24 protein-coding genes and 1 pseudogene are annotated in these 24,098 nt (G+C 61.3%); 8 read left to right on the top strand and 17 right to left on the bottom strand.

From position 1 onward, the window contains the following. Positions 1-34 precede the first annotated feature (34 nt). Positions 35-1,045, top strand: a complete 1,011-nt coding sequence (locus tag J3A65_RS10350) for an AraC family transcriptional regulator (protein ID WP_113110608.1) — start codon at positions 35-37, stop codon at positions 1,043-1,045. A gap of 18 nt (positions 1,046-1,063) precedes the next feature. Here J3A65_RS10350 and J3A65_RS10345 read toward each other — a convergent pair whose 3' ends face one another. The 3 genes from J3A65_RS10345 to cobS are packed head-to-tail and all read right to left on the bottom strand — an operon-like array spanning position 1,064 to position 2,811. Continuing rightward, the gene (locus J3A65_RS10345) at positions 1,064-1,768 is read right to left on the bottom strand and encodes a TIGR02281 family clan AA aspartic protease (RefSeq protein ID WP_209901033.1); all 705 of its coding nucleotides are present in this window, start codon (positions 1,766-1,768) and stop codon (positions 1,064-1,066) included. Beyond that, a complete protein-coding gene (locus J3A65_RS10340) occupies positions 1,765-2,010 on the bottom strand; it encodes a DUF1289 domain-containing protein (RefSeq protein WP_174196576.1) in 246 nt (81 codons plus the stop codon). The genes J3A65_RS10345 and J3A65_RS10340 overlap by 4 nt, the downstream gene beginning before the upstream one ends. 9 nt (positions 2,011-2,019) lie before the next feature. Next, complete coding sequence (cobS, locus tag J3A65_RS10335) at positions 2,020-2,811, bottom strand: adenosylcobinamide-GDP ribazoletransferase (protein ID WP_209903442.1); 792 nt, start codon at positions 2,809-2,811, stop codon at positions 2,020-2,022. Positions 2,812-3,020: 209 nt separating this feature from the next. Between cobS and cobT the strand changes: the two genes are divergently transcribed. Both cobT and J3A65_RS10325 read left to right on the top strand, forming a co-directional pair. Further along, complete coding sequence (gene cobT, locus J3A65_RS10330) at positions 3,021-4,037, top strand: nicotinate-nucleotide--dimethylbenzimidazole phosphoribosyltransferase (protein WP_062456473.1); 1,017 nt, start codon at positions 3,021-3,023, stop codon at positions 4,035-4,037. Positions 4,038-4,043: 6 nt separating this feature from the next. Further along, positions 4,044-4,436: a diacylglycerol kinase gene (locus J3A65_RS10325; protein WP_113110605.1), complete on the top strand. Its 393-nt coding sequence runs from the start codon at positions 4,044-4,046 to the stop codon at positions 4,434-4,436. A 19-nt stretch (positions 4,437-4,455) separates the two neighbouring features. On the opposite strand, the gene J3A65_RS23475 is transcribed toward J3A65_RS10325, so the two are convergent. Both J3A65_RS23475 and J3A65_RS10315 read right to left on the bottom strand, forming a co-directional pair. Next, a complete protein-coding gene (locus tag J3A65_RS23475; protein WP_281064383.1) occupies positions 4,456-5,976 on the bottom strand; it encodes an endo alpha-1,4 polygalactosaminidase in 1,521 nt (506 codons plus the stop codon). Positions 5,977-6,014: 38 nt separating this feature from the next. After that, on the bottom strand, positions 6,015-7,550 hold the full coding sequence (locus J3A65_RS10315) for a HAMP domain-containing sensor histidine kinase (RefSeq protein WP_092660767.1): 1,536 nt from the start codon (positions 7,548-7,550) through the stop codon (positions 6,015-6,017). A 136-nt stretch (positions 7,551-7,686) separates the two neighbouring features. On the opposite strand from J3A65_RS10315, the gene J3A65_RS10310 reads away from it, so the two are divergent. From J3A65_RS10310 to J3A65_RS10295, 4 genes are all read left to right on the top strand, one after another. Further along, complete coding sequence (locus tag J3A65_RS10310; protein ID WP_209901031.1) at positions 7,687-8,271, top strand: thermonuclease family protein; 585 nt, start codon at positions 7,687-7,689, stop codon at positions 8,269-8,271. Further along, complete coding sequence (locus J3A65_RS10305; protein WP_244476142.1) at positions 8,265-8,918, top strand: uracil-DNA glycosylase family protein; 654 nt, start codon at positions 8,265-8,267, stop codon at positions 8,916-8,918. The genes J3A65_RS10310 and J3A65_RS10305 overlap by 7 nt, the downstream gene beginning before the upstream one ends. Before the next feature lie 50 nt (positions 8,919-8,968). After that, positions 8,969-9,460, top strand: a complete 492-nt coding sequence (locus J3A65_RS10300; protein WP_062456489.1) for an Lrp/AsnC family transcriptional regulator — start codon at positions 8,969-8,971, stop codon at positions 9,458-9,460. Between the two features lie 116 nt (positions 9,461-9,576). Next, entirely contained in the window at positions 9,577-10,632 is a 1,056-nt protein-coding gene (locus J3A65_RS10295; RefSeq protein WP_209901029.1) for an alpha/beta hydrolase, read from the top strand. A 40-nt stretch (positions 10,633-10,672) separates the two neighbouring features. Here the strand turns inward: J3A65_RS10295 and J3A65_RS10290 are convergent, their stop codons facing one another. From J3A65_RS10290 to J3A65_RS10250, 9 genes and pseudogenes are all read right to left on the bottom strand, one after another. Next, complete coding sequence (locus tag J3A65_RS10290) at positions 10,673-11,860, bottom strand: GAF domain-containing sensor histidine kinase (RefSeq protein ID WP_209901027.1); 1,188 nt, start codon at positions 11,858-11,860, stop codon at positions 10,673-10,675. Positions 11,861-12,070: 210 nt separating this feature from the next. Continuing rightward, a complete protein-coding gene (locus tag J3A65_RS10285) occupies positions 12,071-12,943 on the bottom strand; it encodes an NAD(P)-dependent oxidoreductase (RefSeq protein WP_209901025.1) in 873 nt (290 codons plus the stop codon). 176 nt (positions 12,944-13,119) lie between these two features. Then, positions 13,120-13,530: a CopD family protein gene (locus J3A65_RS10280; protein WP_209901024.1), complete on the bottom strand. Its 411-nt coding sequence runs from the start codon at positions 13,528-13,530 to the stop codon at positions 13,120-13,122. 3 nt (positions 13,531-13,533) lie between these two features. After that, positions 13,534-14,096 (bottom strand): annotated as a pseudogene (locus J3A65_RS10275) (DinB family protein). Between the two features lie 100 nt (positions 14,097-14,196). Further along, positions 14,197-15,669 (bottom strand): hypothetical protein, encoded by a 1,473-nt coding sequence (locus J3A65_RS10270; protein ID WP_209901022.1) that lies wholly within the window; start codon positions 15,667-15,669, stop codon positions 14,197-14,199. Between the two features lie 173 nt (positions 15,670-15,842). Continuing rightward, entirely contained in the window at positions 15,843-16,658 is an 816-nt protein-coding gene (locus J3A65_RS10265) for a class I SAM-dependent methyltransferase (RefSeq protein WP_092660781.1), read from the bottom strand. 55 nt (positions 16,659-16,713) lie between these two features. Then, the gene (locus tag J3A65_RS10260; RefSeq protein WP_092660783.1) at positions 16,714-17,544 is read right to left on the bottom strand and encodes an ABC transporter permease; all 831 of its coding nucleotides are present in this window, start codon (positions 17,542-17,544) and stop codon (positions 16,714-16,716) included. After that, complete coding sequence (locus J3A65_RS10255) at positions 17,541-18,323, bottom strand: ABC transporter permease (protein ID WP_209901020.1); 783 nt, start codon at positions 18,321-18,323, stop codon at positions 17,541-17,543. The genes J3A65_RS10260 and J3A65_RS10255 overlap by 4 nt, the downstream gene beginning before the upstream one ends. Positions 18,324-18,445: 122 nt before the next feature. Continuing rightward, entirely contained in the window at positions 18,446-19,225 is a 780-nt protein-coding gene (locus tag J3A65_RS10250; protein WP_062456519.1) for an ABC transporter substrate-binding protein, read from the bottom strand. 321 nt (positions 19,226-19,546) lie between these two features. Between J3A65_RS10250 and J3A65_RS10245 the strand changes: the two genes are divergently transcribed. Then, positions 19,547-21,871, top strand: a complete 2,325-nt coding sequence (locus J3A65_RS10245) for an OmpA family protein (RefSeq protein ID WP_209901018.1) — start codon at positions 19,547-19,549, stop codon at positions 21,869-21,871. A gap of 49 nt (positions 21,872-21,920) precedes the next feature. Here the strand turns inward: J3A65_RS10245 and mobB are convergent, their stop codons facing one another. The 3 genes from mobB to J3A65_RS10230 are packed head-to-tail and all read right to left on the bottom strand — an operon-like array spanning position 21,921 to position 23,991. Beyond that, positions 21,921-22,439, bottom strand: a complete 519-nt coding sequence (mobB, locus tag J3A65_RS10240; protein WP_062456524.1) for a molybdopterin-guanine dinucleotide biosynthesis protein B — start codon at positions 22,437-22,439, stop codon at positions 21,921-21,923. Further along, entirely contained in the window at positions 22,436-23,062 is a 627-nt protein-coding gene (gene mobA, locus J3A65_RS10235; RefSeq protein ID WP_245341510.1) for a molybdenum cofactor guanylyltransferase MobA, read from the bottom strand. The genes mobB and mobA overlap by 4 nt, the downstream gene beginning before the upstream one ends. Continuing rightward, positions 23,059-23,991: a DMT family transporter gene (locus J3A65_RS10230; RefSeq protein WP_209901016.1), complete on the bottom strand. Its 933-nt coding sequence runs from the start codon at positions 23,989-23,991 to the stop codon at positions 23,059-23,061. Before J3A65_RS10230 ends, mobA begins: the two co-directional genes overlap by 4 nt. Positions 23,992-24,098: the final 107 nt, after the last annotated feature.

Raw genomic sequence — 24,098 nt, 5'->3', positions numbered from 1 at the left:
CACTCGCCGGATGTTCCATGCTAGATAATCCGATATGCTTGATCATTCGTCCAAACTGACATCTGACCTTACGTCCGATCCGCTGACCGAAATGTTGCGGGGGCTTCGCCTTGATGGGGTCGACTACGGTCGCTGCCGTCTGGCCGAGCCGTGGGGAACGGCGTTTCCGGCGCAGGATGCCGCGCGGTTTCATTTCATCAAATGCGGCCGGGCGATCATCAAGACCGAAACCGGCAACTGGCAGGAGTTGAAAACCGGCGATGCGGTGCTGATCCCGCGGGGAGAGGCGCATGTTCTGGCGAGCGCTGCCGATGCGCCGACCTTGCCGTTCGAACACTACGGCCGCAAGGAAGTCTGCACCGGGATTTATGATCTGAAATGCCGCAATACGGCCGAGAGTGGCGGCACGCTGGTGTTCAGCGGCTCCCTGCGCTTTAACGTCGACCGGCTGCATCCGCTTTTGCAGATGATGCCGGAGACGATGCTGACCAGTGATCTCGCCAAGGATGACCCGGCCATTCCGCATCTTCTCGAGGCGATGACGCGCGAAGTGGATATGGACCGTGTCGGCGCCGGAGGCATTCTGGCGCGACTGGCTGACGTGCTGATGGCGACGATGATCCGCACCTGGGTTGAACACGGTTGCGGCGAGACGCGCGGCTGGATCGCGGCCGTCCGGAGCCCTGATGTTGGCCGCGTGCTTGCGGCGATCCATTTGCAGCCCGAACGCGACTGGAACAATGTGGAACTGGCGCGCCTGATGGGCATCTCCCGCTCGGGCTTTGCAGAACGGTTCGCACGCGTTGTCGGCGAGACGCCGGCGCGGTATGTGGCACGGGTGCGCATGCACCAGGCCCGGCTGTGGCTGAAGGACGGGATGCGCGTGGCGATGGTTGCCGAGCGGCTGGGCTATGACGCCGAGGCCTCGTTCAGCCGCGCCTTCAAACGTGTGATCGGCGATCCGCCGAGCCATTATCGCAACAAGGCCGATCCGGTCCGAGCGCTGGCGCCCCTTGCTGCGGTGTCCTTGGTCGCTGCCGAGTAGGTTTGGCAGCGGAAGCCGCTAATCCTTTAGCCTCAGCTCATCGGACTGCATCTGCATCGAGCTGAGTGTGGAGAGGAAGGTCATGCCGAGAAGGCTTTCGTCGAGCCTGCCTTCTTCCGCCACCATGGCGCGGACATCGCGCCGGACGATCGGGCCGATCGAGACTTCGCTCAAACGCACCGGCGCTGCCTGGGCGCGGCCGTTGGCGGTCATGACAGTTACCGAGTAGCTCAGCGCCGAAGGATCAAGGCCGATGCGGCGTGCATCTTCGTAGGTCAATACGATGCTGCTTGCACCGGTATCGACCAGCATCGGCAGGACCTTGCCGTCGACGCCGACATTGGCTTTGAAATGGTCGCCGAGCGTCTTGTGGATGACTACTTCGCTGCTGCCGTCGCTGGATGTGGTGACGACCGCGGTGCCGGGCAGGAGGCCTGCCGTCATGCGGGCGCCAAAGCTGCTGAAGTCGTTTCGGTAGAGATAGCCCGCAACCAGCGCCATGATGATGACCAGCCAGATGGCAAGCTGGCGGGCAACGGTTCCGACGTTGCCGCGGCGGCCCTGCAGGACGCCGGCGGATAAAAGTGCGGCGATCGGGATCAGATAGACGAGGCTGCCGAAATCCTCGTTGGCCATGCCGAATGTGCGGCCGCTGTCGTGGTTGTAGACGAGCAGCGCCAGACCGGCACCGAGGATGAGGAGGACAACGGTAAAGCCGTTCATGCGGTGGTTGTTTCCTTCCTGACGGTGGCGTTTGCTGTTCTTCTGCGCTTGAGCTCACCGAGCTTTTCGGGTTCGACGGTGTCGAGCCGTGTGGGCAGCAGATCCATCAGCTGAACGCGCTCGTCATCGGTGAAACCGGTCCATCCGGCTATCTCGTCGCCGGTGCGTCCGCAGCCGAGGCAAAAGCCTGTTTTCATGTCGATCGAACATATCAGTGTGCAAGGCGAAATCATCGCGTCCATATCGTGGGTTCAGAGGCCGAGAGCAAGGGCCGATAACAGGGCGATCTCGCAGAGTTGTTGCGTGGCACCGATCGTATCACCGGTATGCCCGCCGAGTTTTTTCGCGACGTAGCGGTTGAAACCCCAGGCGGCGGCGGCAGACAGGCCGAGCGCGATCAGCGCATGCGGCAGGCCGAAACCGGGTATGAGCAAGACAAGGCCGGCGGCAGCGCCGATCAAGAGCGCGAGATTGCGGGCATTGTCGTCAGGCATTCCGGCACCGGCTGCGACACCGTTGTTTCGCGCGGGCGGCAGGGCGCGCCAGTGGGCAACCAGCAGTGCGCGGCTGACGGCGGCGCTGGAGAGAAGGGCGAGAGCCGCCGCCTCTGGCGAAAGCCGCGCAATGCCGGCCAGTGCTGCGGCACGCAGGCCGAAGGAGAGGATGAGCGCGACGACGCCATAGGAGCCGATGCGGCTGTCCTTCATGATAAGAAGCGCATGATCTGCATCGCGTCCGCCGCCAAGACCGTCGGCGGCATCGGCAAGGCCATCTTCGTGCAGCGCGCCGGTCAAGAGGGTGATCAGTGCGAGTGCGATCAGAACCGGCAGGAGCGTATCTCCAGCGGTTGACTGGATGCTGCAGAGGCTCAGGAGAAGGAGAGCGGGAAGAAACGCGATCAGCAATCCGGCGACCGGAAAGGCGCGCACGGCACGTGACACCGTGCCGTCATAGCCGGCAAAGAAGCGATCCGGCACGGGCAGGCGGCTGAGGAACCCTACCGAGCGGGCGAGATCTGCAACGAAGTGGTTTGCGTGTAGCAGTTTGTCTCTCCTGCCTTTGCGAGGCCTGTTTTGAGAATGGGTTTTTCGGCCGCAGCCTTTTTGACCTTGTCCCGTCCGACCTGACCTTGTCGCGTCGCTGATAGCCGATTATGAGATGGCGCATAAAGTATGATTTGCTGAATGATCAATCCCTACCCGATCCAGCGTCAGAAGACGATACCGCCCGAAAAGACCGAAGAGAGTTTTCCATGAGCATGACCGGCCTGCCGTTCGACGATTTCCGCACCCTGATGCAGAACCTTCCCGGCCCCGATGCAAGGGCATTGGTGGCGGCCCGCGAACGCGACGCGCAACTGACAAAGCCGGCGGGTTCGCTCGGACGTCTTGAGGAGATCGCCTATTGGCTGGCGGCCTGGTCGGGGCGGGCGCCGAGCGTCACGCGGCCGCTGGTGGCGATCTTTGCCGGCAATCACGGCGTCACCAGACACGGGATTACGCCGTTTCCCTCGTCCGTGACGCAGCAGATGGTCGAGAATTTTGCGGCTGGCGGTGCGGCGATCAACCAGATCTGCGTCACGCATGATCTCGGCCTCAAGATCTTCGATCTGGCGCTCGATTATCCGACCGGCGACATCGCCACCGAAGCGGCACTTTCCGAGCGCGACTGTGCAGCGACGATGGCATTCGGCATGGAGGCGATTGCCGGCGGCACGGATCTTCTGTGCATCGGCGAAATGGGGATCGGCAACACGACGGTTGCGGCCGCAATCAACCTGGCGCTCTACGGCGGCGAAGCGGAAGACTGGGTTGGTCCCGGGACCGGTTCGCATGGGGAGCTTCTGGCCCGCAAAGTGGCCGTGGTGAAGCAGGCGGTGGAGTTCCACAAGGAGCATCTGTCGGACCCGCTGGAAGTGCTGCGTCGCCTCGGCGGACGCGAGCTTGCAGCGATCGCCGGCGCTATTCTCGCCGCGCGGATGGAGAAGATCCCTGTTCTGCTCGACGGCTATGTGGTTACGGCTGCGGCCGCTATCTTGAAGGCGGCCAATCCGTCGGCGATCGACCACTGCCTGATCGGCCATGTCTCTGGTGAGCCGGGGCATCTGAAGGCCATCGAGAAGCTTGGCAAGACGCCGCTTCTGGCGCTCGGCATGCGGCTGGGCGAGGGTACCGGTGCAGCGCTTGCGGCCGGTATCGTCAAGGCGGCGGCTGCGTGTCACACCGGCATGGCGACTTTCGAGCAGGCCGGCGTCAGCAACAAGGACTGATGCTGGATGGAAAAGACGCCGCTGGACAGCCATATCGAAAAAGCGGCGACCTTTCGCAGGATCATCGCCTCGTTCCGGTATTCGATGCAGGGCCTTGCGAGGCTCTGGCGCGAGGCGGCGTTCCGGCAGGAGGTTTACGCCTTCCTGATCGGGATCGTCATCTTTGCGGTCGCCGGAGCGGGCTTTGGCGACTATTTCATCTTCATCATCCTGATGCTCGTGCTGTTTTGCGTGGAAGCGCTCAACACGGCAATCGAGGAACTTGTCGATAGGGTGTCGCCGGAGATTTCGGTTGTCGGACGGCACGCGAAGGATCTCGGATCCTTCGCCGTGTTCTGCCTTCTCTGCGCCAACGGCCTGTTTGCGCTCTATGTGGTGGTAAAGCCGATCTGGATCTGATCCGAACGGCGCTTGTGCCTCAGCCGATAAGGTCGAAATCGCCGGCGGTGAGGCCGAGGTTCTTGTCGAGTTGGGCAAATTGCACGGCGGCGGTCTTGCCGGTGCCGTCGGCGTCGTAGAACAGCTTGCCGGTCAGCTTGTCGTAGATGATCCGGTCGCTGGCATCATGCGCCTTGGTGCCGGTATGGAATGCGCTGGACAGGAGATCTCCGACCTTGCCGGCCTTGGCGAAGATATCGTCGTCCAGCCAGATGGTGTCGTCCTTCGCACTGAAATCGCTGATCGTATCGATATTGGACGCGCCGAGCTTCGTCTCGAACACGAAGATATCGGCGCCGCTGTTTCCCGTGAGAACGTCCTTGCCGGCCCCGCCGGAGAGTTTGTCGTTTCCGGCGCCACCGGAAAGCTTGTCGTTGCCGGATCCGCCGATCAGGGTGTCGTTGCCTTTGCCGCCATCGAGGCGATCATTGCCGTTGCGTCCATCGATCCGGTCGCTACCGGCAAGACCGTCGATCGTATCGGCAAGCTGCGAACCGCGCAGGCTATCGTTCTTGTCGGTCGGGCGGATGAAGACCGGGTCGCCGTCATGGGGGGCGGCCAGGCGGTCGAGATCGCGATCTGGTGCGGCGTATGGGATGAACCCGTCTTTCAGAGCAAGCTTGTTGAATTCGTCGATCCGCGCTGTGCCGTTGATATAATCGACGGCGAAGACCGGCTTGCCGTTCGCGAGGAAATCCTTTTTCAGGACATCGATCGTCTCGCGGTCCGGGTTGAGCTTGTTGTTCTCATCCGCATCGCCGCCATAATAGACGTCCTCGACTGCGATGCCGCCGATTGCGCCGAGATAGGCCTTCTTTCGGGCGCTGTCGGAGCCGAGGTCCTCCATGATGAAGGCGCCGTTTTGCGGAATGACGAAAAAGTCGGGGTTGGTTTTGCGGGCATGCTCGGTCAGCGCGACGATGAAATCCACCATGCGCTGAGCCGCCTGCTTGGTGTTTGCCGGATCGCCCGGCTGCCTGTCCTTGGCCGAGGCCTCGGCGCCCCAGAAATAGTAGGCATCGACGATGTCGAGATAGGCGGCGTCGAAGCCTGCCTTGACGATCGCATCGAAATCCCCGGTCTTCTTGTCGTTGAAGATCAGGTCCTGCCAGTCCTTGTCCCAGTAGCGAACTTTGCGTGATTCCGGCCAGTCGGCGTTGACGGGACCGAGCCAGTCAGGGGCTTTCGACGTCAGCTTGTCGCTGGCTTCGCCGCCCGATGTCCACGTCGTCTTCCAGTAGTCGCGAAACTCCGCGGCTTCTCCGATCGAGATATAGGACGCGACCACCGAGGGGCCGCCCATACCGTCCTTCATCCGGGTGATCTCGTCGGCGGTAAACCGCTCCGCATTGCTGCCGTCGCGTGTTGAATCGATGACAAGAAAATCATGCGTCGCGGACGCCAGCAGACCGGCATCGAGCGGATTGCCGTTCGTGCCCTGCAGCTCATAGCCCCAGTTGTCGACTGTGACTTTGCCGGACGACGTTGTGAAACTGACCAATTGGTGACCTGGCTCGCGACTGAAGTCGCGGAGTAATGTTAAGCGAAGCTCTTGCGGCGGCGCTCGATGGCGGGGGCGTCGGCGATGGCGGGGACGCTCTGGAGGATGCGGGTCGAGGGCAGGATGGCGATGGCTTCGGTGCCTTCGCGCAGCTTCGAGCGCAGGATGAACTGACCGTCGTGCTTGGCAAGGATCGCCTGGACGATCGGCAGGCCGAGGCCTGTTCCCTGTTCGGCGTTCTTGATGGCAATCGATCCCTGACCGAAGGCGGAGAGCACGATCGGGATTTCCTCTTCCGGAATGCCCGGTCCGTTATCCTTGATCGCCACATACTGGCCGCCGCCCGCGGTCCAGCCCACCTTGACGGTGATTTCGCCACCCTGGGGCGTGAACTTGACGGCGTTGGAGAGAAGATTGAGCATGACCTGACGCATCGACTTCTCGTCGGCCCAGACCTGCGGCATGTGCTTTTCGAACTGGTCACGGATGGTGATGCTTTTCGCCCGGGCGCGCAGCTGGACCATGCCGATGCAATCTTCCGCCACTTCCAGAAGCGACAGCGAATCCTCCGTCAGATCGTAGCGGCCGGCTTCGATGCGCGACAGGTCGAGGATCTCGTTGATGAGGTTCAGGAGGTGCTGGCCGGAGCGGTGGATGTCGCCGGAATATTCCCGGTATGTCGGGTTGGCGAGGGGGCCCAGGACCTCGGAACTCATCACCTCCGAGAAGCCGAGGATAGCGTTGAGCGGGGTGCGAAGCTCGTGCGACATCGAGGCAAGAAAGCGGGATTTTGCCAGATTGGCTTCTTCTGCACGGCGGCGAGCCTCGTCAGACATGGACTTCGCCACTTCGAGCTCGGCGATCAGATCGTCCTTTTCCGACTGATAGGACATCAGCGTCAGGTTGGAGCGGTAGAGGCGCTCGGCGACGTAATGGAAAAACACGACAGCCGTCGCGCACATGGCGGTAAGGCCGATATCGAGGACCTGACCCGACAGGATGGCGATGCTGAGAAGCGCCGCAATCATCGGCACGAAGCCGTAGAGAACGCTCTGGCGCAGCATGAACGTGCTCATGGCGGTGTAGGACACCGCAAACAGAAGCACCGCGCCCTTGTAGAAATAGAAGCTGTCGCCAGCGCAGGTGGAGCAGCCCTGAAGCGCGAAGACACCCCAGCCGCAGCCGAGCAGGATATGTCCCGTCAGAAGGCGTCTACGCCATTTCCTGGTGTCGGCAGCCGTTATCTCCACCTTGCTCGCACGGCGTGCCAGAAGCACGTTGATCGCGTGCAGGCACAGCATCAGCAGCGCCCAGGCGAAGATGTGGATATCCGGATTGAGATAGAAGCCGATGGCGGTGACGACGGCAACAACGAGCGGCGTCATCAGTGCCGCCTGCAAACCGGACCCGATATGGATGGAGAGCATATCGCGATCAAACGCGAAATTGCCATTGGACGACGACTGCAGCCGATCACGGGTCGCACGGACAGCCTTCGAGACAGCCTTGTTGCGGTGGCTGCGCGTGCGATCGACGATATTCTTGTCGGTTGATGTGCTGACGCCGCTACTCATAGGCTGTGTACTGGGCCTGTAAACTGATATCCCCGGGGTACTTGAGAGGCTAATCCGCAAACCTTAAGAAGATGCTGCCGGGAAAGGATTTGTTTGCCATTTCCGTGAAGCTTCCGTTTTGTTGTAAGGCTCAAATGTGACCCGTATCGTTAAAATAGGCCGCGACGCCGTGTTCCTGGCGGCGTTCATCTTCCTGGGCTCGCTGATCATCGCCAAGCTCGATATCGGCCAGGGAAGCGCGATAAACGGTCCGTTTTTTGCGATCGATGGCGACACGCTGGCCGCCGGTGCTGAGCGGCTTCGGCTTGTCGATATCGATGCGCCGGAGGCTGGCCAGAGCTGTGGCGATGGCAAGGGCGGAGAGTGGGCCTGCGGCGATGCGGCTCGCGAAGCCTTGTCGAAGCTTGCGGCGAGTTCCATGACCGAGTGCCGCGGCGACGCGCGCGATCGCTACCGGCGTGTTCTGGTCTCCTGCCGCCGCGGTGACCTCGACATCAATGGCGAGATGGTGCGCCAGGGCATGGCTGTGGCGTCCGGTGGTTACGGGCGCGAGGAGGCGGCCGCGAAGGGTGCAGGCGAGGGGATCTGGGTCGGACCGTTCGAGAGGCCGAAAGCGTACCGGGCGGCGAAGGGGGCGATGGATGACGACGAGGGCACAACGGCGATTGTCGATCGCGTAGGCGAGCTGTTCGACCGGCTGAAGGCTGCGGTTTCGTGGTGAATGGCGATCCGGCTGGCATCGCGTCTCTCGCGGCCTCGATCGCGCAGTGTCGCATCTGTCGCGATCATCCGCTGAAGGGCGAAGCGGACCGGCTGCCGCACGAGCCGCGGCCGGTTGCCGTGCTGTCTGCCACCGCCCGGTTGCTGATCGCCGGGCAGGCGCCGGGCTTGAGGGTTCACGAGAGCGGTCTGCCGTTCAACGATGCCTCGGGCAACCGCCTGCGGGACTGGATGGACGTGACGCGCGAGGAGTTCTACGATGCGCGGCGACTTGCGATCGTGCCGATGGGGTTCTGTTTTCCGGGCTATGACGCGAAGGGCAGCGACCTGCCGCCGCGCAAGGAATGTGCGCCGGCCTGGCGCGCCCAAGTGATGGCGGCGATGCCGCAGATCGATACGATCCTCGTGATCGGGCAGTATGCGAGTGCATGGCATCTCGGATCGCAGCGCAAGCCGAGCATGACAGAAACGGTCATGAACTGGCGGCAGTATTTCTTTGCCAACGAGGGACCGCGCATTCTTCCTCTTCCTCATCCGAGCTGGCGCAATACCGGTTGGCTGCGCAAGAATCCGTGGTTCGAGGCAGAGGTTATTCCAGTGCTTCGGCATCATGTGGATAGCCTGGTGCGGGGAACAAATTTCGCTTAACTGTGCGATATTCGGGTATATAACGGAAAATCATTTCGAAAGGACGTTTGATGGACCGCCTGGACCGCAAGATTCTGCGCATACTGCAAGAAGACTCCACGCTCGCCGTTGCAGATCTCGCAAAGAAGGTCGGACTGTCGACGACTCCGTGCTGGCGGCGCATCCAGAAGATGGAAGAGGACGGCGTGATCCGCCGTCGCGTGGCGCTTCTCGATCCGGTCAAGGTCAATACCAAGGTCACGGTGTTCGTCTCCATCCGCACCGCAAGCCACTCGATCGAATGGCTGAAGCGGTTTTCCGAAGTGGTGGTGGACTTTCCCGAAGTGGTTGAATTCTACCGCATGAGCGGCGACGTCGATTACCTCCTGCGCGTGGTCGTGCCTGACATTGCTGCCTATGACGCGTTCTACAAGCGCCTCATCGCCAAGATCGAGATCCGTGACGTGTCGTCCGTCTTCGCGATGGAGCAGATCAAGTACACGACTGAACTGCCGCTCGACTATATGTTGCTCGACAATCAGAAGTCCGGCGACAGCGACTGATGGTCAAGGCGCTTCACAGGGCTGTTATTTTCGATTGCCCTTAATGAGGCCGGACCTACCTTGAGCGTGTGACCCGGTGCATGTCATGTGCCGGGCGCGAGCCTCAAGGAGACCTGATGCCCACGCCATTCCTACGTTCTATCGTTGTCGTTGCTGCCGCCTTAGCCCTGCCGGGCCTCGGTGCGGCGCAAGGCGTGTCCTCGGAGCACCCGACCTATGGTCCGAGGCTGGAAGGCTTCGAGTATCCGTTCAAGACTGAAGTCTTCAGCGTGGCGGGGCAGAGGCCGGATGCTGCGGCCGCAAGCGACAGCCAGCCGCTGGAAATGGTTTTCATGGATATCGCCCCTGAGACGCCGAACGGGCGCACCGTGGTGCTTCTGCACGGCAAGAATTTCTGTGCGGCAACCTGGGAGGCGACGATCGGTCGGCTGACCGGCGCCGGTTACAGGGTGATCGCACCCGACCAGATCGGTTTCTGCAAGTCGAGCAAGCCGGCCGCGTATCAATTCAGCTTCCAGCAACTGGCGCAAAACACCAAGGCGTTGCTCGACGCGCGCGGTATCGACAAGGCGACGGTGGTTGGTCATTCGATGGGCGGCATGCTGGCGACGCGGTTTGCGCTGATGTATCCGGACTTTACCGAGCAGCTGGTTCTGGTGAACCCGATCGGTCTCGAAGACTGGAAGGCGAAGGGCGTGCCCTACCAGTCGATCTCGACGGCCTTCGAAGGTGAGCAGAAGACCAGCTTCGAGAGCATCAAGGCCTACCAGCAGAAGTTCTATTATTCCGGCCAGTGGAAGCCGGACTATGACAAGTGGGTGGAGATGAGCGCCGGCATGTCTGCGGGCGAGGGAGGAGATCAGGTTGCCTGGAACCAGGCGCTGACCTCCGACATGGTCTTTACCCAGCCTGTTGTCCACGAGTTCGGGCAGGTGAAAACGCCGACCCTGCTCATCATCGGCACGACGGACAAGACGGCTCCGGGCGCCAACCGCGCCAGCAAGGCGATCGCCGCATCGCTCGGCGATTATACCAAGCTCGGCAAGCAGGCGGCGGAATCGATCCCCGGGGCGAAGCTGGTGGAGTTCGATGACCTCGGCCATTCGCCGCAGATTCAGGATCCGGACCGGTTCCACAAGGCGCTGCTCGACGGGCTGAATGATCGCTCGTGATACTGGGAACCGCGTTCGCTTCAGAGAACGCGGTTCCTGATCAGCTTTCCGGCACGATTGCCGGCATGCGGAAGGTGAACACCGTCTGAGTATCATCAGAGGTGACATCGATATGGCCACCATGGGCCTTGGCGATCTGCGACGCGATGTAGAGGCCAAGGCCTAGACCCTGATCATGGGTGCCCGCATCGCTGCGGCTGAAGGGCTGGAACAGTTTTTCGATCGCCTTGCCGGTGATCGCGGTTCCGGCATTGGCGATTTCCAGTTTCAGTTCGTCCCCTTCGACCGTTCCCAGAATGCGGATCGGATGTTCTGTAGAGCCGTGGGTGATCGCGTTGCCCAGAAGGTTGGAGAACATCTGCGCAAGGCGGTCATGGTCGACATCGAACAGGCCCGGCAGCTCTATCTCGACGTCAATCTGCCGCTCTGGATGGGCAGAGCAGATTTCCGAGACGACCTGCATCAGTGTGGGGCCAAGCGGACGATCTGCTTCCCTGCGTAGACCCAGACCACCACCAAGCCTTCCGCGGGCGAAATCCATGACGTTATCGATCAGGCCGGACATGCGCAGGATACTGCCGCGCATCATGTAGAGAACCCTGGTGGACCGCTCGCTTTGCGCTTCGCGCTGCAGGATGTTGATGCCGCCGTCGAGCGACGCAAGGGGATTTCGAAGATCGTGGCCGAGGACTGCGATGAACTGTTCCCGCAACCGAGCCGTCGCTTCCGCATCGAGCAGGCTTGCATTGGCCCGATCGAGCTTCTCGTCGGCTTCCAGATGGTAGGCAATCAGTTCGGCAAACAGCTTGAATGTTCCAATCACCTGCGGATTGTTGAGCGCCGCCGGCTTGGGATCTATGGCGCACAGGGTTCCGAAATAACGGCCATCCGGCAGGATGATCGGCATGGAGATGTAGCTCTTCAGTCCGTAGAGCTTCGGGGTTTGATGCTGGAAGTAAACAGGGTCTTCGGCGACGTTGTCGATGACGATAACGTCGCGCGATTGCCGGACTTCGTGGCAGAGCGTCGTTTCGACCGGCAGTTCTCCTCCGGCCGGGAGTCCGAAATGGATGTTGTCCAGAACCTGGCAGGCAACCCACCGATCCTCCGTGACGCGAACCACTGCCGCATATCCCATCCCGGTCGCGCGACAGACAACATCAAGGATCGTTGGTACGGCACCGATACGCTGGACTGCGTCTATGTCGTCCTGAAAGTCATGCGCCATCAATATTCACCAATCCGGCTGACCTTGGTCCTCCAAAATACCCTCTACCCATGGGGCGTCGCAAGGACATCCACCACGCGTCAGGCTCACCGTCGCCGCATAATGCTGATGTAACCGCGAGTCCAGGTTTGCACCAGTCTGCTGTAGCTAAGGATAGAGCAACGGCCAATGTCAACGGGCCGTCGCCACGACTACTGTCGTATTGATAAATTACTTCCGCTCCAACCGTGCCAGCAGCGACGACGTGTCCCAACGCTTGCCGCCCATCGCCTGCACTTCAGCATAGAACTGGTCGACCAGCGCGGTCATTGGCAGGTTTGCGCCGTTGCGACGGGCTTCGGTGAGGACGATATCGAGATCTTTGCGCATCCAGTCGACGGCAAAGCCGAAGTCGTATTTGCCCTGGTCCATCGTCTTGTGGCGGTTTTCCATCTGCCAGGATCCGGCAGCTCCCTTGGAGATGACGCCGACGACGGTCTCGATGTCGAGGCCTGCCTGCTTGCCGAAATGCACGGCTTCCGCCAAGCCCTGGACGACGCCGGCAATGCAGATCTGGTTCATCATCTTGGTCAGCTGGCCGCTGCCGACCGGACCCATCAGGCCGACCATGCGGGCATAGGCCTCGATCACAGGCTTTGCCGTGTCGAAGGTTTTCTGATCGCCGCCGCACATGACAGTCAACACGCCGCCTTCGGCACCCGCCTGGCCGCCGGAAACCGGTGCATCGATAAAGCCGATGGCTTTCTCGATGGCGGCTGTCTCCAGTTCACGGGCGACTTCGGCGCTGGCCGTCGTGTTGTCGATCAGGATCGCGCCGGATTTCATGCCAGAGAGAACGCCGTCCTCACCTGTGGTCACCTGGCGCAGATCGTCGTCGTTGCCGACGCAGATGAAGACAAAATCGGCATCTTTTGCGGCTTCGGCTGGCGTTGCACCGGTTCCTCCGCCGAACTTCTTTGCCCACTCGGCAGCTTTGGACGCGGTGCGGTTATAGACGGTGACGTCATGGCCGCCCTTTTCCTTCAGGTGGCCTGCCATGGGGAAACCCATAACGCCAAGACCGATGAATGCCACTTTCGCCATGCCGGAACTCCCTGAATTGCTGTGATGCGAGGATTAGAACAAAGCAAGGCCGACGGGAAGGGCAAAGCGCTCGCAAGCCTAACTAGCTGACCTGTCACGACGCTCCACCCGCCGGCTGCGGCGCGTTGGAAATGGGTTCGGTGATACCGTCGTGCAGAGCAGGGTCTTTCTTCTGATCAGAACGGCTTGATCACGGCGAGCGCCACGATCAGCACGAGACAGACCATGATGATCGGCATGCCGAGACGCACGAATGCGTTGGGATCGCGTTTTGGATCGGCCGCCATCTTGCGCATGGCCGCCCCCTGCATGCCGTGCAGCGCGGAAAGCAGGATCACCAGCACGAACTTGGCGTGAAGCCAGCCACCCGAAAAGCCGACATAGCCGATTGCCAGCCACAGGCCGAAGATCCAGGCCCCGGCAAGGGCTGCGGTCGTGACGGTGCGGTCGTATTTGCGCAGCGACTGGATGACGCCGACCCGGATCGTCGGGGGCACCATGGAGATGACGATGGCGTTCACCAGCATGCCGCCGATCAGCAGAAAGTCGGAGATGAGGTGCAGGGTCTTGAGAACGAAATACAGCATGGGTCAGTCACTCCAGATCATGGATTCGGTAAAGCCGAGTTCGGCGAAGTCTTTTGCGCGCAATGCCTGTTCCTGCGGATCGGACGGAAAGAACTCGTCGAGCTGCGGTGGGGAAACAGGGGTGGAAGACAGCATCGCGTGCACCTGGCCGCGATGATGGATCTGGTGCTGGAAGAGGTGCAGCAGAATTCGATCGGCACGCTCGACCTGGACATGGTTTTGTCGCGGGATCCGGATTTCCCCGGCGAGGTCGGCCTCGCTCGGCGACGACAGTGATCGATCATGCGACGGTCGACGGCCCGTTGTTCCCGATCGAGATCCGCGATCGCGGGGAAGGGTGTCTGCGGCTCGAAGGCCGAAGCGCCGGGACAGTGTCCTTCGAGCGCACCGACGTAAAGCCAGTCCACCGTGAGAATGTGGTTGAGCGTGTGGATGATCGACGGGAAGAAGCTTTGCCGCGGCGCATCAAGATCCGCGGCCGACAGCAGCGCACAGGCTTTGAGCAGCCGATGATTGGCCCAGGCATTGTTATAGGCCTGGGCGAGAATATAACGCTGCGGTCCCATCGCCACCTCCATTGCGAAGTTGGTTTAGCCGTTCGGCACGGAGATGAGAAGACGGAAGTTGGTGTGGCTGCTCCGATGATGAACGGGGGGAGCTCAATGCCTAGACAGTATCCGATGCTGGACCTGACGTTTCCTGCTTTTTGTTCTGGGGATTGCGCTTGGAATCCCGGAAGTAGGAGGATCCTGGCTCGAGGCTGTCAGCAATGTCGTTCCACAACCGACGCAGGCGACGGACGTGCAGATCGTCCGAAATCCATGTCATCAGATGTTCCGCGGCTTTCGTGATCAGTTTCGGCTCGCTGCTGACCCGCTCCCGGGCCCACTTGGCGTATTCGTCCACCGAGACCGGGCGGGCATTCGTACCGTCCATGATCATGAAATTCATTTTCGCGATGTCAGCCAGCTTGCGCAGGTTGCTGGTCGGCGACATGAGGATGCTCATGTAGATGTCGTCGAATTCTTCCGGAGAATCGACGCTGTCGATTGCGCGTTCGAGGTCGAAGATCGTCCGGATGTTCAACTCCCGCAAAGCCAGGAATCGCTCGAGGCCGACGATATGACAGAGCTGCGCCTGGGCGACCCAGTCGATGCACTGATAGATCCCGAACGGCGTTTCGACGTGAAGGAGGATGGGGTTGTAGGTGGCAAGGTTCTGGATGTCGTAGATGCCGCAGTCTTCAAGCCGGAAGCGGATTTCGTAATCGATGCCGTTGATCACATCGAGCGACACGATCGGGGTGATGGACACGAAGCGGTCGTCGCTCACCTTGACCCAGGTGAAGATCTGCTGGAGCTTGACGAAGAGGAACTTGGTCGAGCTCTGCGGGAGCAGCCCGAGCATCGGCGCGAGTGCTATCCATGTGAGCGGCAAGGATTGGCCCGTGGTTTCGGCACCTGAGGTTGCCCCGCCAGTCAGAACACGTCCGATGCCGCCGAGTGGGTCCGGGAAGGCTGCAAACAGGATGGCCGCAAAGAGAACCGATGCCAGGCTTTCGATGGTGATTCTCAGAAATGTGGTCGACGAAAGATCGAACACAGCGAGGCGGGCAAGAAGGGTGCGTGCCGAGGAAATGTAGGCGCCGATAAAGGCGAGCGAACCGATCACGATAAGCTTCGAGGAGGTGTCACCGCCGACGAGACCGGGCACAGGGCACTGGACGGAGATTTGCAGCCCGCAGCAGATCGCGGAAATGAAGATGTGGAAGCCGATATAACTGAGAAGGACAAACCCCAGCGACGACAGGAACAGACGATACGCGAATGTCACGCGGCCCTTTGCCGCGAGACTGATAAACTGCCGCAGCTTGTCCGCTTCCGGGAGAGCATCGAATTTGTCCTTCTCCGGAAAAACCAGATCGGCCGTGTATTTCGAGCGGACGAATTCGAAGGATGGATTGGTCCCGAGTCGCGAAGCTACGGTGTTTGAGGCACTGCCTTTTTCACTGCTGAAGTTGACGTAGAAATCCTGGATCTGTCGCAGCCGGCGCAAGCGCACTTCGTTTCGAGCTGCGAAGATGAGAAGCGGGCCAAGCAGGGCGATGACGAGAGCTATCCAGTCAATGCTCGAAAACAAGCCGCCCAAAAACGATAGTTTTGAGAAGGGGCTATCCAGCAGCCCAGTCCAAGACGTGGCATCCATAGCAATCCCCCCAATCAATCCGAATGCTATCATCGGTTGATTAGGTGAGCTTTGCGCAACTTATACGTAATGTCAATATGACTCGGCGAACCGTCCAGTTTAGGGGCTCAGCCCTTCAACTTCGCAATCACCAGATGGCCCGGGCTCGGGTTGCCGTCCTGCATCCGCACATTGATTTCGGTCATTTCCACGACCGTAAAGCCGGTCTCTTCAAGCCGCGAGCGGATGTAGGATTCCGAGTGGACGAAGCGCTGGTGGGGGCCGACCCGGTAGGGGGTGGTGTCGGATGCGGGGAGCGTTTCGGACGAGAAGGCGAACAGGCCGCCTGGCACCATGTTTTCGGCAGCTCCGAAGAACAGGGGTTCGAGCGCGCCGAGATAGGGCAGGACGTCGGTTGCGGTGACGAGGTCGAAGGGCTCGTCGTCGTTATCGTCGAGGAAGTCCTCGACCTCAGCGACGTAGAGCGTTTCGTAGAGATCCTTCTCATGGGCGATCTCGACCATGTTTTCGGAGAGGTCGATACCGGTGATGTCGTCCACCATGTCGCGCAGGGTACCGCCTGTGAGGCCGGTGCCGCAGCCGAGATCGAGCATGCGCTTGAACGGGCCAAGGTTCAGTTCCTGCAGACGCTGGCGCAGGATAACGGGCACCGCGTAGCCGAGCTGTTCGACGAGGATGTCCTCGAAGCTTTCGGCATGCTGGTCGAACAGGGTTTCGACATAGGCGTCCGGCGCTCTCGGAGGCGTTTCGCCGCGTCCCATCGAGGCGATGCGGACTGCTGCGCCGCCGTGATCCTCGGGGTCGATTGCCAGCACGTCTTCGTAGGCTTTTACCGCCGCGTCGATGTCGCCGGCCTTTTCCAGCGCCAATGCGCGGTTGTAGGCCTCGGCCAAAGCTTCCTCGTCGATCTTCGTCATCGCCATCATCCTTTTCGTTGCGAAGCGCTTTAAGGGGCGGAGCGCCGTTTGGCAATCTGGACTAGCGTTTCAGGTGACGGGTCAGGCGGGCTTCCATGAATGCCCAGAGGTGCCTCAGCGCTTCGACCATCGTCAGGTAGAAGATCGCCGCCCAGAGATAGGTCTGGTAGTCGAAGGTGCGCGAGAAGGCATAGCGCGTCTCGCCCATCAGATCAAAAACGGTGACGATGGCGACCACAGCGGAGCCCTTGATCATCAGGATCACTTCGTTGCCGTAAGGGCGAAGTGCGACGATCAGTGCCTGCGGCAGGATGACCTTGCGCAGCGTGATGCGCTTGGAAATGCCCAGCGCCGCGGCGCCTTCGTGCTGGCCGCGCGGGACGCTTTCGATGGCACCGCGCAGGATTTCCGCCTGGTAGGCGGCCGTGTTGATCGTCAGCGAAAACAGTCCGCAATACCAGGCCTCGCGGAAGAACCACCAGAGACCGACGGATTCGAGTTCCGCCCTGAAACTGCCGAGACCGTAATAGATCAGGAAGAGCTGCGCGAGCAGCGGCGTCGAGCGGAAGAGATAGACGTAGGCGTAGGCGATCGTGTTGAGCACGCGGTTCTTCGACATGCGGGCGAACGCGATCGGCAGCGAAAGCAGCGCGCCGAGAACGATGGAGATGCCGACGATCGAGATGGTCGTCCACAGGCCGTTCAGGTAGCGCGGTCCGTATCGCTCGAACTTGGCCGTATCCCAGCCGTTGATCACCATCATGACAAGCGCGACCGCCAGCAGGCCCCAGAGCACCAGCACGATCATGCCGGTGACCTTGGCGGCGGTGAGCGGCCTCTCGGCGACGGCGGGCGCCGGGCGTGCCGGTATCAGCTCTTTCACAAAGCTCATCGCGATACTCCCGAGCGTTTGGCCCAGCGTTCGATGAAGCCGAGCCCGAACGAGGAGATCATCGCGAGCGCCAGATAGAGAAGGCAGGCGATGGTGTAGAAGAAGAAGGCCTCGCGGCTGACGCGGGCGGCAATGCCTGTCTGGCGGATGATATCGGCAAGGCCGATGACCGAGACGTAGGACGTATCCTTCAGCAAGATCAGCCAGAGATTGGTGAGGCCCGGCAGCGCGATGCGGATCAGCTGCGGCAGGACGATCAGGAACATCGTGCGCCAGCGCCGAAGGCCAAGCGCATCGCCGGCCTCATACTGGCCGCGCGGGATGGCGCGAAAGGCAGAGAGAAGCACTTCCGACGAGTAAGAGGAGAACACGACAGCGAGAGCTACCATCCCAGCCACGAAGGCGTTGATCTCGACGCGCCCGTCATAGCCTAAGGTCGACAGCACTGTCTGGAGAAGGATCTGGGCACCGTAATAGACGATGAACAGCGTCAGCAGCTCGGGAAGGCCGCGAAAGATCGTGGTGTAGATGCCGGCAGCCAGCCGCAGCAGCCGTTCTTCCGACTGCGCCGCGAGCGCGATCAGGAAGCCGATGATGAGGCCGACCGGCAGGGTCGCTAAGGCCAGCGTGATCGTGACCTTGACGCCAAAGGCGATCTCGTCGCCCCATCCGGCGTCGCCGCAGGCGATCAGGGAACCTTGGCCGAGCCAGGTAAAGATGCCGGCCGGGCCGCAAAACGGGTCGAGCGTATCGAAGAGGGCGGAGAGCCATCCGCTCATAGGGTCATTCCGGTTCGTTCCCCATGCGGCTTTTAAGATGCCGCTTCAGTCATAGGTGTCATTAAAAAGGAAAACGGCGGAAGGGCAAGCCTTCCGCCGTTCATATTCCGGCGTATAGACGATTACTTGTCGCCGTACACGTCGAAGTCGAAATACTTCTTGTTGATTTCGGCGTATTTGCCGTTGGCGCGGATCGCGGCGATCGCGGCGGTGAACTTGTCGGCCAGTGCCGTTTCGTCCTTGCGCACGGCGATGCCGGCGCCTTCGCCGTTGATCTCAGCATCGACCGGGAGCGGTGCAAGGATCTTGCAGCAGTTGCCGGCTTCGGACTTCACCCATTCCGACAGGACAACGATGTCGTCCACAACGCCGTCGATGCGGCCGTTGGTGAGGTCGAGCTTGTACTCGTCAGACGTCGGGTAGAGCTTCAGTTCGGAATCGGGGAAATGCTTCTCGGTGTAGTTCGAGTGGGTGGTCGAACCCTGGGCGCCGAGCGTCTTGCCCTTGAGCGAGGCCGCGGTCGCATCCTTCAGCGGCGAATCCTTCGGCACGGCGACTGCCGGCGGCGTGTTGTAATATTTCTTCGAGAACGCAACCTGCTGCATGCGCTCCGGCGTGATCGACATGGAGGCGATGATGGCATCGAACTTCTTCGACTGCAGCGCCGGGATGATGCCATCCCAGTCGTTGGTGACGAAGGTGCAGGTGACCTTCATTTCGTCACACAGCGCCTTGGCGATGTCGATGTCGAAACCGGTCAGATTGCCGTTGGATTCGAGAACGTTGAAGGGCGGGTAAGCGCCCTCGGTGCCGATCGTGAGCTTTTCCTGGGCAAGCGCGGATCCGGCGAAAAGCGATACAGCCGCGATGGATGCAGCTGCGAAAAGGCGGGACATGGTCATAATAATCCTCTCTGTTGGCAAGACCGGCGGCGTTGAATTCATACGCCATCCGGGTTGCGGGGCTTAAGGCCAGCTCGCCCCGTCTGACGTTTTATAGATACCGGCCAACGGGAAATTGCAACGGCATTTTCCTGCCCGATGACACCTCGCGGGAGGTGAACGCGGCATTCAGTTGTCATTCATGTGGTTGGGAACAGTCTTTGCGGAACCATATCGGTTGAATACCCGTTCAGCCGGCGCGTCAGCCCGAGGTCATTCTTTCGAACGATGCATAATACGGGATGCGCCAAGGGAAGAGACGCTTGAGAAGAGGAAGATTGCATGTCTAAAAAATTCAGACTGTTTGCCAGCGTGGCTGCGCCGGTGCTGTCGCTGCCGCTGATGCTGCAGCCGGTTGGTGCCATGCCGCTGAAGGCCGCCATTGAAGTCAACCAGACTCCGGCCTCGGTACCAGGTTTCATCCAGGTTCAGCAGGAAGTCATCGCGCCTGAAGATGGTGGTGGCGAAAAGCCGCAGCGTCCGCGCCGTGAAAAGAGCGAAGCGGGCCAGGGCGAAGACAAGCCAGAGCGGCCGCAGCGTCGCCAGGCCGCGGAAGACGGTGGCGGTGCCAGCGAGCGCCCGCAGCGTCGCCAGCAGGCTGAAGACAACGGCGGCGCAAGCGAGCGTCCAGCACGCCGCGCGCAGGCTGAACAGGGCGAGCCCGAGCAGAAGAAGCCAGCGCGCCGCGATGCCGAGCGTCAGCAGGATGCTCCTGCAGCAGGCGAACGCCCGCGCCGTGAAGCTCAGGAAAGCGATGCCAAGGAGCGTCCGCCTGCAGCGGACCGTTCCAATGCCGAAGGCGAGCGCCCGAAGCCATCCCGTGACCGCGCCGATCCGTCCAAGGCCGATGCTGCCGACAGGGCAAAGCCGGACGATGCAAAGCCGGCCAAGCCTGAAAAGGCACAGGCTGATCGTGCAAAGCCAGACCAGGCCGATCCGGATCAGGCTCGTCCGCAGCGCGAAAAGGCAGGCGATGAACAGTCGCCTGAGCGTCCGCGCGCGCAGGGCGATCGCAACAAGGTAGATCCGAAGGCCGACCCCAAGGTTGATCCGAAGGCTGCGGAACGCAATGCTCGCGACACCGACGCTGAGAACGGGGCTACGCCACCGCGCGACGCCAAGGATCGCAACCAGCGCGACCAGACCCGTCCGGATACTGCAGCGCAGCCAGACGCGGCTCGCCCAGACCGTAATCAGGCTGACCGTAACCCAGCCGACCGCGACCAGAACAACCGTCGCCCGGGTGATGCCGATCAGGCCAATCCGAACGAGCCCGGCCGTGATCGTCCCGATCGCAACCAGGCCGATCGCAACCAGCCGGAGACCGATCAGCCCGCAAACGGCCGTCCGCGGCCGCCGCAGGTTGCCGATACGCCTGACAAGGTGGAGCGCGCCAAGGAACTGGCGAAGGATCCGAAGTCTGCGCAGCGCGGCGAACAGCCGACCCTGCCGGTCGAAAACGGTGCAGCGGTGCTCGACAGCGCCAAGGAAGATGCACGTCCGCGTCGTCCGGACCGCGATGGTGAGCGTCCGCGCCGCGACCGCGACCGCGATGCCCAGCAGGCGGATCGTGCACCGCCACGTTCCGACGCTGATTCCCAGTCCAACACCCGGGAGACAGCCGACCAGAGGCGCAATTTCCGCGAACTGTCCGAAGAGCGCGGCGAACGGCTCGACCGTCGTCCGCAGTTCGATCGCCCGCGTGGCTGGGATTATCGCGGTCAGGACGGCCAGGACGTCGGTCGTAACGATCGCGGCAGGGATCGTGGCCGCGTAATCATCTCGATCGACAACCAGTCGGTCGTGCGCCACGATGACAGCCGCCGCTTCTATGAAGAAGACGGTCGCCAGCCGGAATACGAGCGTCTGCGCGATGGTCGTGTACGTGAAGTGATCGAGCGCGAAGACGGCACCCGGATCGTCACCGTGCGCAACCGTTACGGCGAGATCGTCCAGCGGTCGCGTATCGTGCGCGGCGGTGAGGAATACGTGCTCTACTATGCGCCGGAACTGTCGGAACAGAACCGTGGGGCGGATTATACCTGGCGCGATCCGGGTGACGATCTGCCGCCCATGCGTCTCGACGTTCCGCTCGACGACTACATTATCGACACGTCGTCGGAGCCTGACCGGAACTACTACGAGTTCCTCGAACAGCCGCCGGTCGAACAGGTCGAGCGCGTCTATTCGCTGGATGAGGTTCGCTACTCGGCCCGTATCCGCGACAAGGTTCGTCGTATCGACTTGGATACGGTCACCTTTGCAACAGGCAGTGCCGAAATTCCGATGAATCAGGCAAGCTCGCTGCGCAAGGTTGCGGATGCGATCAACCAGGTGCTGAAGAAGGACCCGGCTGAAACCTTCCTGATCGAAGGCCATACCGACGCCGTCGGCGCGGATGACGCCAACCTCGTCCTGTCCGACGAGCGTGCGGAAAGCGTTGCCCGCGTTCTGACCGACGCTTACGGCATCCCGCCGGAAAACCTGGCGACCCAGGGCTACGGCGAACGCTATCTGAAGGTTCGCACCGACGGACCGAACCAGGAAAACCGCCGCGTCACCATCCGCCGAATCACGGCGCTGGTAAAGCCGGTTGCGTCGAAATAGTACGGTTCACCAGAGTTGATCAGAGAGCGCCCGGTTTATCCGGGCGTTTTCATTTCTGCGGGAGAGAAACGACGTCCGCGATGAAATCCGCGATGGCGACCGTGTCGTCGAGATCGAAGACGGGCAGGGACGTACCCTCCACCGCATGATCGGCAGCGATGGCAACAATGTGCGGATCGGTCGGAGCCAGTGGCTCGCGGCTTTTCGATTCGAGCCTTCGGGCCTCGATCTTGGGCACAGGCTCGCGCTTGTAGCCCTCTATCAGCACCAGATCGCAGGGCGCGATACGATCGAGAACGTCCTGCAGACTGGGTTCCGGATCGCCGCGCAGCTCGTGCATGATGGCAAACCGGGTGCCGGAGACGATCGTCACTTCATGCGCGCCGGCCTGACGGTGCCGGAACGAGTCGGCGCCGACCTTGTCGATGTCGAAATCGTGGTGGGCGTGCTTGATCGTCGAGATCTTGTAGCCGCGGCGGGTGAACTCGGTCACCAGTCGCACGGCAAGGCCGGTCTTGCCGGAGTTCTTCCAGCCGGCAATTCCAAAGACACGGGGCGGCACTGTCATCTCAGAGCCTCGGTGAAGCGCTTGGCCAAGGCCAGATCCTCCGGAGTGTTGATATTGAGAAAAGGATCGAGCATTTCGCCGCCGATGTCGAGAATTGGGAAATCCACATAGACCGTCGAATGGCGATCCAGAAATGCCCTGAGGCGACGGTTGTCGGGATCGACAAGCCATTTTTCGAGGTCGTCGGCGATCGACTTCGGCCAGAGCGCGAAAACGGGATGCGTGCGACCATCCGACGTAGCGACGGCAATGGTTTCAGGGCCAGCGTCGGCTTTGAGACGTGCCACCAGATCCAGCGGCAGGAACGGACTGTCGCAGGGGACCGTCACCAGATGGGACGCATCGGTGTCCTGCGCCTGCAGGTCGAAAAGACCGGCCAGGACGCCTTCGAGCGGGCCGGCCTGGCCCGGTCTCAAGTCGGGAACGAGACGTAGCCCGGAGAGATCCTCTGAGGCTTCGGGCGCATTCAGAACGATCGATATCACCTGAGGCGCGAGCCGATCGACGACATGGCCGAGGATCGTCTTTCCGGCGAGCGGCAGATCAGCCTTGTTTTGCCCCATCCGGCTGGATCGGCCGCCGGCGAGAATGAGAGCCGGGAGATCGTTTGAGGCAGTTATCATCGGCCCGTTTCGCTCGTCTGCGTGGAGCCGGGCGGGGCGACGTCGGCGGCGGTCGCGACCTGCTGCTTCCTCTTTTTCTCGCGCGCGAACGTGTAGAGACCGGAGCCGATCACGATTGCCGCTCCCGCAAGCATGCTGCCGCTCGGCTCCTCGCCGAAGAACAGGATCCCGATCGCCAGAGCCCAGATCAGGCTCGTGTAGCGGAACGGCGTCACAAACGAGACCTCTCCCGCGCGCATCGCCATGATCACGGTCTGATAACCCGCAAAAACGAGGAGCGATGTCAGGACGAGAATGGAGAAGGTGCCGGCGCTCACCGGTTGCCAGCCGCCCATCGGCACGATCAGGATAATGCCGAGAAGCGTGTTGGCAAAGCTGGTGAAGAAGGTGATGCTGATGGTCGGAATTTCCGCGCTGATCCGCCTTGTCGTCAGGTCGCGGCAGGCGGTGAAGCAAAGTGCGATCAGCGGATAGATTGCGTCCCCCGAAAATCCTTCCGCGCCGGGGCGCAGGATCAAAAGAACGCCGACCAAGCCGACCCCGATCGCGCTCCAGCGCCGCCAGCCAACCGGTTCACGAAAAATGAGTGCTGCGCCGAGCGTGACGACCAGTGGCAGCGACTGCATGATGGAGGCAGCGGTGGCAAATTCGAGCCGGGCGAGCGCGGTGAAATACGCAAGGGTGGCGCCGAGTTCGCAAAATCCTCGCAAAAGGACGAGGGGATGGCTCAGCGTTTTCAGCGAAATCGACGCGCGAAGGTGGCGCGCGATGAAATAGACGAGGGTTGTGGTCATGACCCCGCGCACGGCAATGATCTGTGCAATGCTGAGCTCTGACGTAACGGATTTGACCAAAGCGTCGTTGAAGGTAAATGCCGCCATGGCGAACGCCATAACCAGGGCGCCGCGTGCGTTTTCGGACAGACTCATGATGTCTCCTCGGGACCGCGCCGTCTTAACGCAGCTTCAAACGGTCCGCCAGCAGCCACATGTCCCCGTTCTTGCGAAATCGCAACTCGGACGTCCTTGAGTTAACG

The sequence above is a fragment of the Rhizobium sp. PvP014 genome (assembly GCF_017876855.1).
Lineage (GTDB): Bacteria > Pseudomonadota > Alphaproteobacteria > Rhizobiales > Rhizobiaceae > Neorhizobium > Neorhizobium soli.
Note: the sequence above shows the minus strand (reverse complement) of the source record. Positions and strands in the feature narration are given on the sequence as shown.

Excerpts from the sequence above, each read along its gene's own strand:
- J3A65_RS10350 (WP_113110608.1), top strand. The coding sequence starts at position 35 with ATGCTTGATCATTCGTCCAAACTGACATCTGACCTTACGTCCGATCCG.
- J3A65_RS10345 (WP_209901033.1), bottom strand. The coding sequence starts at position 1,768 with ATGAACGGCTTTACCGTTGTCCTCCTCATCCTCGGTGCCGGTCTGGCG.
- J3A65_RS10340 (WP_174196576.1), bottom strand. The coding sequence starts at position 2,010 with ATGGACGCGATGATTTCGCCTTGCACACTGATATGTTCGATCGACATG.
- cobT (WP_062456473.1), top strand. The coding sequence starts at position 3,021 with ATGAGCATGACCGGCCTGCCGTTCGACGATTTCCGCACCCTGATGCAG.
- J3A65_RS10325 (WP_113110605.1), top strand. The coding sequence starts at position 4,044 with ATGGAAAAGACGCCGCTGGACAGCCATATCGAAAAAGCGGCGACCTTT.
- J3A65_RS10315 (WP_092660767.1), bottom strand. The coding sequence starts at position 7,550 with ATGAGTAGCGGCGTCAGCACATCAACCGACAAGAATATCGTCGATCGC.
- J3A65_RS10300 (WP_062456489.1), top strand. The coding sequence starts at position 8,969 with ATGGACCGCCTGGACCGCAAGATTCTGCGCATACTGCAAGAAGACTCC.
- J3A65_RS10295 (WP_209901029.1), top strand. The coding sequence starts at position 9,577 with ATGCCCACGCCATTCCTACGTTCTATCGTTGTCGTTGCTGCCGCCTTA.
- J3A65_RS10290 (WP_209901027.1), bottom strand. The coding sequence starts at position 11,860 with ATGGCGCATGACTTTCAGGACGACATAGACGCAGTCCAGCGTATCGGT.
- J3A65_RS10285 (WP_209901025.1), bottom strand. The coding sequence starts at position 12,943 with ATGGCGAAAGTGGCATTCATCGGTCTTGGCGTTATGGGTTTCCCCATG.
- J3A65_RS10280 (WP_209901024.1), bottom strand. The coding sequence starts at position 13,530 with ATGCTGTATTTCGTTCTCAAGACCCTGCACCTCATCTCCGACTTTCTG.
- J3A65_RS10265 (WP_092660781.1), bottom strand. The coding sequence starts at position 16,658 with ATGGCGATGACGAAGATCGACGAGGAAGCTTTGGCCGAGGCCTACAAC.
- J3A65_RS10260 (WP_092660783.1), bottom strand. The coding sequence starts at position 17,544 with ATGAGCTTTGTGAAAGAGCTGATACCGGCACGCCCGGCGCCCGCCGTC.
- J3A65_RS10255 (WP_209901020.1), bottom strand. The coding sequence starts at position 18,323 with ATGAGCGGATGGCTCTCCGCCCTCTTCGATACGCTCGACCCGTTTTGC.
- J3A65_RS10250 (WP_062456519.1), bottom strand. The coding sequence starts at position 19,225 with ATGACCATGTCCCGCCTTTTCGCAGCTGCATCCATCGCGGCTGTATCG.
- J3A65_RS10245 (WP_209901018.1), top strand. The coding sequence starts at position 19,547 with ATGTCTAAAAAATTCAGACTGTTTGCCAGCGTGGCTGCGCCGGTGCTG.
- mobB (WP_062456524.1), bottom strand. The coding sequence starts at position 22,439 with ATGACAGTGCCGCCCCGTGTCTTTGGAATTGCCGGCTGGAAGAACTCC.
- mobA (WP_245341510.1), bottom strand. The coding sequence starts at position 23,062 with ATGATAACTGCCTCAAACGATCTCCCGGCTCTCATTCTCGCCGGCGGC.
- J3A65_RS10230 (WP_209901016.1), bottom strand. The coding sequence starts at position 23,991 with ATGAGTCTGTCCGAAAACGCACGCGGCGCCCTGGTTATGGCGTTCGCC.